Raw genomic sequence first — 11,007 nt, 5'->3', positions numbered from 1 at the left:
AGGTCGCTGGTGGCGGGGTACAGCCCGATCAGGCTGGACAGGCTGCACAGCGCCGAATAGCTGAACAGCGCCCCGATGAAGGGCACGAAGTGGGCGTAGCGCTGGCCCATGTTGCCGATGACGAAGTTCTTGCAGGTGGTGACCAAAAGTTCTGCCACCGCCTGCTTTTTGCTGATCTTGTCCACGGTCAGGCCCCGGCCCAGCCACCAGCACAGCAGCGCGATGGCCGCCAGGATGATCCAGGCGTTCAGCAGGCTCTCGGTGAGCTGGAACTTGCCCAGCAGCGGCACCGACCAGGAGGACTCCCAAAGGATCTTCGGGCCGGTGATCTCAACGTTCATGGTCGACTTGTTCCCCCTTTTCCTCGTTGTCTTGTTCCTTTTTGTAAACGCCCGTCAGCTGCATCACCGCGATGGTCAGACGGGGGAAAAGCAGCGGCAGCGCCGCCGCCACCCAGTGGAGGAAGGGCATGCTGACCGCCAGGATCAGCCACAGGGCCATCACCAGCATGCGCATGCTGTAGGAAAACTGCATGAGCTTGCGGCCCCGTTCCTCGTTCGTCTCGCGGGTGATCTTCTGCACCGTGAGCCCCAAAAGCAGGAAGTTGAGCACCGCCACCGCGCCGCCCAGCACGCCCCCCAGGGCCACCGTGTAGTCAAAACGCCCCAAAAGGGCGAACACGGCGAGCATCGCCGCCACCCCCACCGCCACGCCAAGGGCGATGTGGGCGGTCTCTTTTTTCACAGCCGGCTGCAGTTTCATCCGGACGTTCCTCTCTTTCAAACATGGTCGTTGAATGCGGCGGGGCCCTTCTGATCCGGTTTGTTCCTGCGCTGCACATAGCGGTAGAAGCCCCAGAAGGACGCCGCCGCCGCGCCCAGGCCCAAAACCAGCGCCGGCGCCATGACCCAGGCGGGCCAGCCCTTGGCGTCGATGAGCCACCAGGCGGCGAAGGCGCACAAAAACGGCGGCGTGACCAGCGAAAACCCAAGCTGCGTGAGCCAGGCCAGTTCCCGCAGCGCGTTCATCCAGCCCTTCACCCGGCACGCCCCCTTTTTCAGCACGGCCGATACCGCCGCATGATTGAATATTATACCAAAAAAGAGTTGATAAAACAATTCATTTTGTGGACTGGGCACAGTTTTTTTACAATTTAGCCCCCTGCGCCGCCCGCTTGCCGTGCCCCTGCCTTTGTGATAGAATGAAGAAAAACGCAAAGGCGGTGGCGGAATGCTGCTTTCCATCGTGGTGCCCTGCTACAACGAGCAGGAGGCGCTGCCTTACTTTTATGAGGAGATCTGCCGGGTGGCCGGGGAGATGAAAACCAGCCACGGGGCGGAGTTCGAATTTATTTTTGTGGACGACGGCTCCAGGGACGGCACCCTCGCCATCGCCCGCCGGCTGCACAGGCAGGACAAGCGGGTGCGCTACATCAGCTTTTCCCGCAACTTCGGCAAGGAGGCGGGCATCCTGGCGGGGCTAAAAGCCGCGAAGGGCGACTATGTGGCCATGATGGACGCGGACCTGCAGGACCCGCCCGCCCTTCTGCCCCGGATGCTGGACGCGCTGCTGCAAGAGGACTACGACTGCGCCGCCACCCGCCGCACCAACCGCAAGGGCGAGCCGCCCATCCGCAGCTTTTTTGCCCGGATGTTCTACAAGATCATCAACCGCCTCAGCGACGCCGACATCGTGGACGGCGCGCGGGACTACCGGCTGATGCGCCGGCGGATGGTGGACGCCATCCTGGCCCTGCCGGAGTACAACCGCTTTTCCAAGGGCATCTTCGGCTGGGTGGGCTTCAAGACCAAGTGGCTGGAGTATGTGAATGTGGAACGGGTGGCCGGCGAGACCAAGTGGAGCTTCTGGAAACTGTTCCTCTACTCGCTGGAGGGCATCGTGGCCTTCACCACCGCGCCCCTGGCGCTGGCCAGCCTCGTGGGCATCGCCTTCTGCGCGCTGGCCTTTGTGATGATCGTTTTCATCATTGTGCGCACCATGCTCTTCGGCGACCCCACCAGCGGCTGGCCCAGCATGGTCTGCATCATCTTTCTGTGCAGCGGCGTGCAGCTGTTCTGCATGGGGGTGCTGGGCCAGTATCTGGCCAAGACCTACATGGAAGTCAAGCGCCGCCCGGTGTACATCGTGCGGGAGACCGAGCGGGACGAGGCGGAATGAACCGCCCGCCCCGCCTTTGAGGAGAAAAACATGAACAGGCCCATCTGAGAAAAGAACACATCGCCCGAAGCGCCGGCAGCTGCCGCTCTTTCGCCGCAAAGCATAAACGAAAAAAGGCACGGGACGCGTCCCGTGCCTTTTCTGTTTATTTTGCAATGTAGTATTCGCTGCCCATCACATAGGGGTTATCCGCGCTGTAGGCCACATGGCCGGCCAGGCAGTCCGCCCAGGCCTTGTAGCCCGCGGCCACCATGTGCAGGCCGTCGGAGGAGTACTCCGCCACCAGGTCGCCGTTCTCGTCCGCCAGGGCGGAATAGACGTCCACGAAATAGGCCCCCTTTTCCAGCGCCAGCGCCGCCAGCTTTTCGTTCACCCGCTGGATGCGCTCTTTATAGATGCCGGCGCTGGAATAGTCCGCCGCCACCGGGGTCATGGTCTGGACGTAGACGTCCGCCTCGGGGGCCGCCTGGCGCACAAGGTCGATCATCTGGCCGTAGTAGGCGATGAAGCTGTCCTCAACGGCCTCGCCGTCCCGGGCGGCCAGGGCGTTGGCGCCGAACATCAGGTAGATGCTTTTGGGGTTCATCTGGGCCGCCACGTCCAGCGGCACCGATTCCTCGCCGGTGTTGTAGTCGGTCATCACCACCCGGTTCACCACGTCGCCGGGGGTGGCGCCCCGGTAGCCGCGCACCGTGGCCACGCCCTTCACCGGGTTCTCATAGAGGCCCAGGCCCTCGGTGACGCTGTCGCCCAGAAACAGGGCGGTGGAGAAATAGGTGTTGTCCACCCGGCCGCAGGCGGGCAGGCAGATCTTTTCATAGTCAAGGCCGGTGTAGCTCCAGCCGTCGGTCTGCTGCACCGGGCCCATGCTGGCGAACTGCACCCCGCCGCCCGTTTCGGTCACCGGGTTTTCCATGGGCAGGGGCGCGAGCACGCTGCCCGCAAGGCCGGTGGCGCCCGGGTCCAGGGCGCTGTTGGCATCGGCGCCCTCCCCCTTGCCGCTCACGGCCTCGATGGCCCAGGTGATGACCCAGGCCAGGCCCAGCAGCACCAGCACCGCCAGCGCCAGGGTCAGGCCCCGGCGGGTCTGGCGCCGCCGGCGGCGGGCGATGGTCTCTCTTCGGAATTCACGGTAGCTGGCCATGCCGGCCTCCTTTGAAACTTCAGGCAGTGTGGGTGGCCAGGTACTCGGCCATGATGGGGTAGGCGTTCTGGTTCAGATGCACCTTGTCGGCGGCGGCCAGATCCTCCCGCAGGTCGCCGTTGGCGTCCTGCAGCACCTCATAGATGTTCACAAAGTGGCAGCCCTTCTCCCGGGCCATCACCGCCAGCTGGGTGTTCACCCGCTGGATGCGCTCTTTGTAAAGGCCGGGCTGGCTGGCGCCGGGGCGCACCGGGGTGATGGACTGGACGTAGATGTCCACTTCGTCCCCCAGGTCCGCCTTGAACATGTCCAGCATCTGGCCGTAGTAGCTCAGGAAAGACTGCTCGGTGGCCTCGCCGTCCCGCACGAGGGCGTTGGTGCCCAGCAGGATGTAAAGGCGCAGGGGCTTGGAATTGATGATGGTGTCGTAGATGTTTTCTTCGCCCCGCCCGGACGCCTCGCCGGGGTTGGCGGTCTGCTTGTTGACCACCGCGCTGGGGCCGATGCTCTTGTAGGCGCAGACGAAGGCGTGGGCCTTCATGGGGGATTCATAGATGTTCCAGCCCTGGCTGACGCTGTCGCCCAGGATGGCGGCGCGGTCAAAAAAGCTGTAGTCCACGGCGGCGTTGGCGCCCACCGCCAGCATGCGGTAGTCCGCGCCGGAGACGGTCTGGTCCAGGGTGGCCTCCACCGGCGTGGAGGTGTTCCAGGTGGCGGCGGGCTGGCCGCCCTGCCCGTCTTCGGAGGAAGAGCCGCTCCCGGAGGCGGAGGCGGGCTGCGACGCGTCGGAAGCGGAGGCGCTGCCGGAGGCCACCAGCTGCCCGTTGCCGGGGGTCCAGCCCGCGCCGGTGAGCACGGTGTACAGTGCGAAGAACGCCACCCCGCACACGGCGGCGGCAGCGACGATCAGCAGCGACAGGCGCAGGATGAACTTGCGCCGGCGGCGGCGTTTCACCTGCTCGCGGAATTCCCGGTAGGTAGCCATTTTCTCTCCCTCTTTGTCCAAATGGTATACAATGAGTATTATACCCCAGCGGCAGGCCCCGCGCAAGCAAGGCCACAGAAAATTCACAGTCTCTTATCCAATATCAGTATTTTCCGCGAAGGGGCGGAATATGCCGCCGCCCGCCGCCCATATTCTATATACGAGCGGGCGGGGGCCGGTTATTTCACCCCGGCGGCCTGCTCCCGCTTTTTCGCGCCGGCCAGGTTGTAGAACAAAAGCCCCGCCAGCACCACGGCGATGCCCAGAAGGCTCATGGGGCCCACCCTTTCGCCCCAGAACAGGGCCACCCACACCGGGTTCAGCACCGGCTCGGTCATGCACACGAGGTTTGCCGCCACCGGCGCGGTGGTGGCAAGGCCCCGGGCCATGAGGATGTAGGCCGCGCCCACCTGCACCGTGCCCATCAGCGCGATGGCGCCCCAGCTGGCGGCGCTCATGTTCGGCTCGGCGGCCAGCCAGGGCAGGCCCACGGCAAACCCCAGCACCTGGCTGAAAAAGTAGCTGGAAAAGCTGTCCGCCCCGGGGAACATGTTCACCATGAACACCACGGCGTAGCAGCTGGCGGCGGCCACCGCCAGCACGTTGCCCGCCATGCCCCCCGCCTCCAGGCTGCCGGCAAAGCAGCAGGCCATGCCGGCGAACACCACGCCGCAGGCGGCAAGGTCCAGCCGCCGGGGCTTCTGCTTGAAGAACACCCAAAGATACAAAAGGATGAACACGGGGCTTGTGTATTGCAGCACCACCGCGTTGGCGGCGGTGGTGAGCCGGGTGGCCAGGGTGTAGGCCACGTTGCAGGCGGTGATGCACGCCGCGCACCCCAGCACCGTGCGGTTCGCCCGCACCGGCAGCCCCGCGGCCTTCATATAGCCGAAGGTGACCAGCGCCGCGAACAGGTTGCGCCCGCTGTTCACCGCCATGGCGTTCCAGGGGATGGCCTTGATCATCAGCCCGCCGAAACTCATCAGCACTGCCGCGGCCAGCACAAGAAAAACCCCGTTTTTTTGCCTTTTCATGCCCTGTTTCCTCCCCCTTCGGCCCCGCCGCCCGCCCATTCGCGGGCCGGGGGGTGCAATGCTTTATCATTGTACCGCAGACGGGGCGGTTTGTCACGGGATTTTGCGCGTTTTCACTTGACGGGGCACCCCCGCACTGCTACAATAAAAAGAGATGTAGTTTTTAATACCAGATGGGCCGCCCGCCGGCCCGCTGCAAAAGGAGATATGCCCTATGTCCTGGATCATCGTCAGCGATTCTTCCTGCGAACTGCGCAGCCTGGAAAACCCCGCCCCCGGCCTCAGCTTTGCCACCGTGCCCCTGAAGATCCGGGTGGGCGAGCGGGAATTTGTGGACAATTCCGCCCTGGATGTGGACGCCATGATGGACGCCATGCACAACTACAACGGGGCCTCCACCACCGCCTGCCCCAGCCCCGAAGAGTGGGCGGAGAAATTCATGCAGGCGGACAACGTTCTGGCCATCACCATCAGCAGCAATTTGTCCGGCAGCTACAACAGCGCCATGGTGGCCCGGGAGATGGTGCTGGAAAGCCACCCCGAAAAGCGCATCCATGTGCTGGACAGCCTGTCCACCGGCGGCGAGATGGCCCTGGCCATCTGGAAGGCAAACGACCTGGTGGCCGAAGGGCTCTCCTTCGGCGAAGTGGTGCGCCAATGGGAGATCTGGTTCCAGGGCCGTCAGGTGCTGTTCGCCCTGGCCAGCTTTGACAATCTGGTGAAGAACGGCCGTTTGAGCCGCCTGGCAGGCTTTATGGCCGGCGTGATGAGCATGCGGGCGGTGGGCCGCGGCAGCGAGGATGGCAAGCTGGAAATGCTGCACAAGACCCGCGGCGAGACCCGCATGCTGGCTTTGCTGCTGGAAGAGATGGACCACCGGGGCTACCAGGGGCTGGAGCCGGCGGTCATCAGCCACTGCCAGAACGAAAAGGCCGCCCTGATGCTGAAAAACGGCATTGAGAAGAAATGGCCCGGCGCCAAAGTGGTGGTGCTGCCCTGCAGCGGCCTGACCAGCTTCTACGCCGAGACCGGCGGCATCATCGTGGGGTACTGACCATGAAGCAGACCCGGGCGCGGGACGCCGCGCTGCTGGCCGGCGCCGCGGCCCTCACCGCCGCGGGGCTGGGCCTCGCCTTCTACGCCGCGAAGCTGGAACCCCGGCGGCTGACCCTCACCCGGCCGCCGCTGGAAAAAAAGCCGCCGCTGCGGGTGGTGTTTTTCAGCGACCTGCACATCCGTCGCGCCGGCGCGCCCGAGCGGCTGGAGGCGGTGGTGGAGCGCATCAATGCCCTGAAGCCCGACCTTGTGCTCTTCGGCGGCGACTTTTTCTCCAAATTCCTGCGGGACGCCTGGGCCCTGCCCTTCCCCGAGCTGGCGCGGCAGCTGCGGCGCATCCGCGCCCCCAAAGGCAAGTACGCGGTGCTGGGCAACCACGATGTGCGCCAGGGCGCGCGCCCCTTCTTTGAGCAGCTGTTCGCCGCGGGCGGCTTCACCGTCCTGTGGGACGAGGTGGTGTATCCTGCGCCGGGGGTGGCGCTCTGCGGCCTCTCGCCCTATTCCGACGGGCGGGCGCTGCGCCGCATGCCCGCCGGCGGCTGGCGCGTCTGTCTGTGCCACATGCCGGACAAGGCCCGCTATCTGCCGCTGAAAAAGGCGGACCTGATGCTCAGCGGCCACAGCCACGCCGGCCAGGTGCGGCTGCCGGTGCTCACCCGGCTCATCCTGCCGCCGGGGGGCAAGTTCTACCCCTACGGCCTCTACCGGCCCCAGGGGCCGGGGGCGGCCCAGCTGTATGTCAGCCGGGGCATCGGCATGAGCGGGGTGCCCTTCCGCTTCCTCGCGCCGCCGGAACTGGTGGTGCTGGGCTGAAATTCGAGCGACCCATCCGGGGCCCCGCCGGGGACCCGGATTTTTTTTGCAGAAAAAATGAACCGCCGCCCTTTTGGCGACGACTACAAAGCGAAACAGGCGCCTGGTTCAAACAAACAAGGAGGTGGGCCCCGTGCAGGCATGTCAGGTGGAGCAGCTGCTGGGCAGCTACGGAACAGAGCTTTACCGCTATTGCCGGCGGCTGGCCGGCTTCGGCCCCGACGGGGAGGACCTCTACCAGCAGACCTTCCTTCGGATGCTGGAGCTGGACCTTGCCCCGGACGAGGGCCGCAATCCCCGGGCGCTGCTCTACAGCGTGGCCACCGGCCTGTGGCGCAACGAAGCGCGCAAGCGCAGCCGGCGGGCGGCCATCGCCCGGCCGGTGGAGCTGGACGGCGACGACCCGCCGCCCCTTGCCGGGGGCGACGAGCCGGAGGCGGCGGCGCTGGCGGCGGCGGAGCGCCGCGCCCTGGCCGCGGCGGTGGAGCGCCTGCCGGACAAGTACCGGGCGGCGGTGCTGCTGGCCTACGGGGCCGGGCTTCCGCTGGAAGAAGTGGCCCGCATCGAAAAGCTGCCCAAAGGCACGGTGAAAAGCCGGCTGCACAAGGCCCGGCTTTTGCTGAAAAAGGAAATGGAGGCGAGGGGCTATGGACGAGAAGAACTTTGACCGGCGGCTGGCCGCCGCCCTGCAAAGGGGCGAGGAGCCGGGCGCGGAACTGAACGCCGTTCTGAAGGCGCGCCTTTACCAAAAGGAGCGGGAGCTGCAAAGCCGCCCCGCCGCCCGCCGCCTCTCGCTGTGGTGGCTGCCCATGACCGCGAACCTCTTTGTCTGCGGGGTGCCCGCCCTCATCTTCGCGCTGCCCATCATGCCCCTGGCGGCCCATCTGGCGGCCTTCGCCCTGGGCTGGCTGGCGGTGGGGGGCGTGGTGATGACCTTCGTGGGCCTCAAATGCTCTGATTTGAAAGAACAACTCACACTGGAACTGCCCCCAAGGGGCAGAAAGGAGATGTCCTGAATGGCAGCCATGCCTCTTACCCTCATTTTCGGCTTCCTTATGCTGGCCGGCGTGCTGGCGCTGGCGTTCACCGTGCTCAGCTGCGTCTGGCTCTACCGCGACAGCCGCCTCCACGGCCAGCCCCCTGCCCTGTGGGTGCTGCTGGCGGTGTTCGCCGGCCCCATCATCGCCCTGCTGCTCTACTTCATCTTCGGCCGCAGGCAGGCGCTGGAGCCCTGTGAGAGCTGCGGCGCGTCCCTCACCCGAGCGGACCGCTTCTGCCCCGCCTGCGGCGCGGCCAACAGCCATTACGGCGAGCCCGCCCCCAAACGTAAACTGGGCACGCTGGGCAAGGCGGCCGTTGCCTGCGGCCTTGCAAGCGTTTTGTGCATGGCGGGGCTGCTGGCGGGCATGTTCGTCTTTGCCGCCTCCGCCGCAAGCACGCCCCTTGTGACCACCGGGGGCGCCGCCATCGTGGCGGGCCTGCCCATCGAGAGCGCCGCGGACGTGAACACCGGCTGGGTCCTTATGAGCACGAAGGGCCACCGGGACGGGGTGTGGACCTTCTCCATGAACAAGACCAGCGACGGCTACCACACCTCCGGCCGCTTTGACCTGGACGACCCCGCCGGCCGCATGCTGGCGGTGGACGTGGCCTGCGTGGGCGAACGGCTGGATCTGGAGGTCATCCAGAACGGCGAGACGGTGCGCACCGAGGTCATCAGCGGCGCGGACGGCGTGCAGTACTTCTCCCTCGCCGGCCTTGCCCCCGGCGAGGTGAAGCTGCGGGTGGTGAACCACGGCGCCACCGACATCAACGGGCGCGTGTGGGTGGAATAAAAAAGCGGGCGGCCTTCCGCGCAGGGCCTTGCCCAGTCCGGCACGCAGAGCGGCCCCCCAAGCCACCAGGCTTGAGGGGCCGCCCTTTTTTTATCCTTTCTGCCCGCGGGCCCAGGCCAGCAGCGCCGCCGGGTGGTTTTCCACCCGGCCCTCGATGACCTCGTTCAGCGCCGCGTCCAGCAGCCGCCCCATCCGGGGCCCTGCCCGGCAGACGCCGGCGTTCATCAGGTCGGCCCCGCTCACCGCCAGCTGGCCCACCCGCACGCAGTCGCCCCGGCGGTGGGCCTGGCGGGCCAGCTTCTCAAAGCGGGCCGTCTCTTGCAGGCGGCGGCGGATGGCCGGTGCGTCGGCGTGGGCCAGAAGGTCCGCCCGCTTCACGGCGATCAGGTCCTCCAGCGTGGGCCAGCCCCAGCGGCCCAGCCACCGGCGGGCGCCGGGGGTGTCCTGGGGCAGGGGGGCGTCGTGCCAGCGCACCAGCGGCTGCACCCCCTGCACAAGGCGGCCGGGGGCCTTCAGCCGCGTCAGCACCTCCTTGGCCAGCGCCGCGCCCCGGGCGGCATGGCCGGGGGCGTGGCCGAAGCCCTGGCCGTCCAGCAAAAAGCAGCCCGGCTTTGCCAGGTCGTGGAGCAGCAGCGCCCAGCGCACGTTGCGCCGCGGCGGCGCGAGGCCCACCGCCCGGGCGGTGTGGCCCCAGAGGTCCAGCTCGTGGCGGGGGCTGCGCAGGTCAAAGCCCAGGCAGGGCCCGATGGCGGGCTCCGCATGGGCCAGGATGCCGCCGCACTGGGCCAGCACCCGCCCCGCGCCGGGGCCCAAAAGCAGTTTGTCCAGCTCTGCGAACACCCGCTCGGCGCTCACCCTGGCCAGGGTGGGCGCGGCGGCGCGGGCGGCGGCCAGGGTGGCCGGCTCGATGGTAAAATCCAGGCAGGAGGCAAAGCGCAGCGCCCGCAAAATGCGCAGCGCGTCCTCCTCAAAGCGGCGGGCCGGCTCGCCGACACAGCGGATGAACCCAGCCGCCAGGTCCGCCCTGCCCCCGAAGGGGTCCACGATGCCCCCCTCGTCCAGCGCCATGGCGTTGATGGTGAAGTCACGCCGGGCCAGGTCCTCTTTGAGATCCGTCACAAAGTGCACCCCGTCGGGGCGGCGGTGGTCGGAGTAGCCGCCCTCCACCCGGAAGGTGGTCACCTCCACCGGGCCGCCTTCGGTGAGCGCCGTCACGGTGCCGTGGGCGATGCCGGTGTCCACCGTGCGCCAGCGGGGCGAAAGGCAGGCTTTCACCTGCTCGGGAAGGGCGCTGGTGCACAGGTCCCAGTCGCCGGGGGCGCGGCCAAGAAGGCCGTCCCGCACGCAGCCGCCCACCGGGCAGGCCGCAAAGCCCCCGGCGCGCAGCGCGGCCAGCAGCTGGCTTACATGGGCGGGAACTTCCATCCGGCGGCCCCTCCTTTGCAGAAATTTTTCACTCCAGACGCCCGGTGCGGAACATCCACCAGGCGATGGCGATGGCCATGCCGCCGCTGACCAGGATGAGGAAGGAAACGCTTCCGATCAGGCCGGGCGCCAGCACGAACAGCACGCACATGAAGGCCAGCGGCGCCGCCGCCAGCTTGGGGCTTTTGGAGAAATACTTGAAGGCCAGCGCCCCGAACAAAGCGGGGATAACGTTGTTGAAGGCGGGGGCCAGGGCCGGGTTTTCCAGCACCGGGCGCAGGGGCACAAGGCACAGCACCCCCACCGCCAGCACCAGCGTGGTCACCAGGCTGCTGGTGGCCACCGACAGGGTGGAGACGATGTCGTTTTCCGGCGTGCCCACCTGGGTGCCGCAGATCTCCCGGGCGTTCACCGCGCAGGGCAGCTTGAGGTTGACGGCGTTGCCGGTGATAAAGGTGAGGTAGCTGGCGCCCGCGCCCAGCATGGGCGAAGAGACCAGGAACTCCACCACGCCGCGGGTCCAGTAGATCAGCGCCG

Annotated in this window: 14 protein-coding genes; 6 read left to right on the top strand and 8 right to left on the bottom strand. The window is 66.9% G+C overall.

Annotated elements, in window-relative coordinates:
- The 3 genes from ACH2AT_RS09725 to ACH2AT_RS09715 form a co-directional block, all read right to left on the bottom strand.
- On the bottom strand, positions 1–341 hold a 341-nt coding region (locus ACH2AT_RS09725; protein ID WP_394965612.1), incomplete at its 3' end, for a F0F1 ATP synthase subunit A.
- The gene (locus tag ACH2AT_RS09720; protein WP_330056095.1) at positions 331–762 is read right to left on the bottom strand and encodes an ATP synthase subunit I; all 432 of its coding nucleotides are present in this window, start codon (positions 760–762) and stop codon (positions 331–333) included. The genes ACH2AT_RS09725 and ACH2AT_RS09720, both read right to left, overlap by 11 nt.
- A gap of 17 nt (positions 763–779) precedes the next feature.
- On the bottom strand, positions 780–1,040 hold the full coding sequence (locus ACH2AT_RS09715) for an AtpZ/AtpI family protein (protein ID WP_394965610.1): 261 nt from the start codon (positions 1,038–1,040) through the stop codon (positions 780–782).
- A gap of 190 nt (positions 1,041–1,230) precedes the next feature.
- Between ACH2AT_RS09715 and ACH2AT_RS09710 the strand changes: the two genes are divergently transcribed.
- Positions 1,231–2,178, top strand: coding sequence for a glycosyltransferase family 2 protein (locus ACH2AT_RS09710; RefSeq protein WP_394965608.1), 948 nt, complete (start codon positions 1,231–1,233; stop codon positions 2,176–2,178).
- A gap of 145 nt (positions 2,179–2,323) precedes the next feature.
- On the opposite strand, the gene ACH2AT_RS09705 is transcribed toward ACH2AT_RS09710, so the two are convergent.
- From ACH2AT_RS09705 to ACH2AT_RS09695, 3 genes are all read right to left on the bottom strand, one after another.
- Positions 2,324–3,322, bottom strand: a complete 999-nt coding sequence (locus tag ACH2AT_RS09705) for an SGNH/GDSL hydrolase family protein (protein WP_394965606.1) — start codon at positions 3,320–3,322, stop codon at positions 2,324–2,326.
- 19 nt (positions 3,323–3,341) lie between these two features.
- Positions 3,342–4,307 carry a GDSL-type esterase/lipase family protein gene (locus ACH2AT_RS09700; RefSeq protein WP_394965604.1) on the bottom strand — a complete coding sequence of 322 codons (966 nt, stop codon included), beginning with the start codon at positions 4,305–4,307 and terminating at the stop codon, positions 3,342–3,344.
- 179 nt (positions 4,308–4,486) lie between these two features.
- Positions 4,487–5,341 (bottom strand): DMT family transporter, encoded by an 855-nt coding sequence (locus ACH2AT_RS09695; protein WP_394965602.1) that lies wholly within the window; start codon positions 5,339–5,341, stop codon positions 4,487–4,489.
- Between the two features lie 214 nt (positions 5,342–5,555).
- Here ACH2AT_RS09695 and ACH2AT_RS09690 point away from each other — a divergent pair, with 214 nt between their 5' ends.
- The 5 genes from ACH2AT_RS09690 (at position 5,556) to ACH2AT_RS09670 (ending at position 9,045) form a co-directional block, all read left to right on the top strand.
- Positions 5,556–6,395, top strand: coding sequence for a DegV family protein (locus ACH2AT_RS09690; protein WP_394965600.1), 840 nt, complete (start codon positions 5,556–5,558; stop codon positions 6,393–6,395).
- Positions 6,396–6,397: 2 nt separating this feature from the next.
- Positions 6,398–7,210: a metallophosphoesterase gene (locus ACH2AT_RS09685; RefSeq protein ID WP_394965598.1), complete on the top strand. Its 813-nt coding sequence runs from the start codon at positions 6,398–6,400 to the stop codon at positions 7,208–7,210.
- Between the two features lie 133 nt (positions 7,211–7,343).
- Positions 7,344–7,877: an RNA polymerase sigma factor gene (locus tag ACH2AT_RS09680; protein ID WP_394965596.1), complete on the top strand. Its 534-nt coding sequence runs from the start codon at positions 7,344–7,346 to the stop codon at positions 7,875–7,877.
- Complete coding sequence (locus ACH2AT_RS09675) at positions 7,858–8,226, top strand: hypothetical protein (protein WP_394965594.1); 369 nt, start codon at positions 7,858–7,860, stop codon at positions 8,224–8,226. Before ACH2AT_RS09680 ends, ACH2AT_RS09675 begins: the two co-directional genes overlap by 20 nt.
- Entirely contained in the window at positions 8,227–9,045 is an 819-nt protein-coding gene (locus ACH2AT_RS09670; protein ID WP_394965592.1) for a hypothetical protein, read from the top strand. It begins immediately after the preceding gene.
- Between the two features lie 90 nt (positions 9,046–9,135).
- On the opposite strand, the gene ACH2AT_RS09665 is transcribed toward ACH2AT_RS09670, so the two are convergent.
- Together ACH2AT_RS09665 and ACH2AT_RS09660 are read right to left on the bottom strand one after the other, a co-directional pair.
- Positions 9,136–10,470 (bottom strand): CCA tRNA nucleotidyltransferase, encoded by a 1,335-nt coding sequence (locus ACH2AT_RS09665; protein ID WP_394965590.1) that lies wholly within the window; start codon positions 10,468–10,470, stop codon positions 9,136–9,138.
- A 28-nt stretch (positions 10,471–10,498) separates the two neighbouring features.
- The coding region (locus ACH2AT_RS09660) for a hypothetical protein (protein ID WP_394965588.1) at positions 10,499–11,007 on the bottom strand (509 nt) is incomplete at its 5' end.

It is taken from the genome of Candidatus Allofournierella excrementigallinarum (assembly GCF_944388085.1).
In the GTDB taxonomy this organism is placed as follows: domain Bacteria; phylum Bacillota; class Clostridia; order Oscillospirales; family Ruminococcaceae; genus Allofournierella_A; species Allofournierella_A excrementigallinarum.
This window is presented reverse-complemented; position numbering and strand designations above follow the sequence as displayed.

Excerpts from the sequence above, each read along its gene's own strand:
- ACH2AT_RS09670 (WP_394965592.1), top strand. The coding sequence starts at position 8,227 with ATGGCAGCCATGCCTCTTACCCTCATTTTCGGCTTCCTTATGCTGGCC.
- ACH2AT_RS09675 (WP_394965594.1), top strand. The coding sequence starts at position 7,858 with ATGGACGAGAAGAACTTTGACCGGCGGCTGGCCGCCGCCCTGCAAAGG.
- ACH2AT_RS09685 (WP_394965598.1), top strand. The coding sequence starts at position 6,398 with ATGAAGCAGACCCGGGCGCGGGACGCCGCGCTGCTGGCCGGCGCCGCG.
- ACH2AT_RS09720 (WP_330056095.1), bottom strand. The coding sequence starts at position 762 with ATGAAACTGCAGCCGGCTGTGAAAAAAGAGACCGCCCACATCGCCCTT.
- ACH2AT_RS09710 (WP_394965608.1), top strand. The coding sequence starts at position 1,231 with ATGCTGCTTTCCATCGTGGTGCCCTGCTACAACGAGCAGGAGGCGCTG.
- ACH2AT_RS09700 (WP_394965604.1), bottom strand. The coding sequence starts at position 4,307 with ATGGCTACCTACCGGGAATTCCGCGAGCAGGTGAAACGCCGCCGCCGG.
- ACH2AT_RS09695 (WP_394965602.1), bottom strand. The coding sequence starts at position 5,341 with ATGAAAAGGCAAAAAAACGGGGTTTTTCTTGTGCTGGCCGCGGCAGTG.
- ACH2AT_RS09705 (WP_394965606.1), bottom strand. The coding sequence starts at position 3,322 with ATGGCCAGCTACCGTGAATTCCGAAGAGAGACCATCGCCCGCCGCCGG.
- ACH2AT_RS09690 (WP_394965600.1), top strand. The coding sequence starts at position 5,556 with ATGTCCTGGATCATCGTCAGCGATTCTTCCTGCGAACTGCGCAGCCTG.
- ACH2AT_RS09665 (WP_394965590.1), bottom strand. The coding sequence starts at position 10,470 with ATGGAAGTTCCCGCCCATGTAAGCCAGCTGCTGGCCGCGCTGCGCGCC.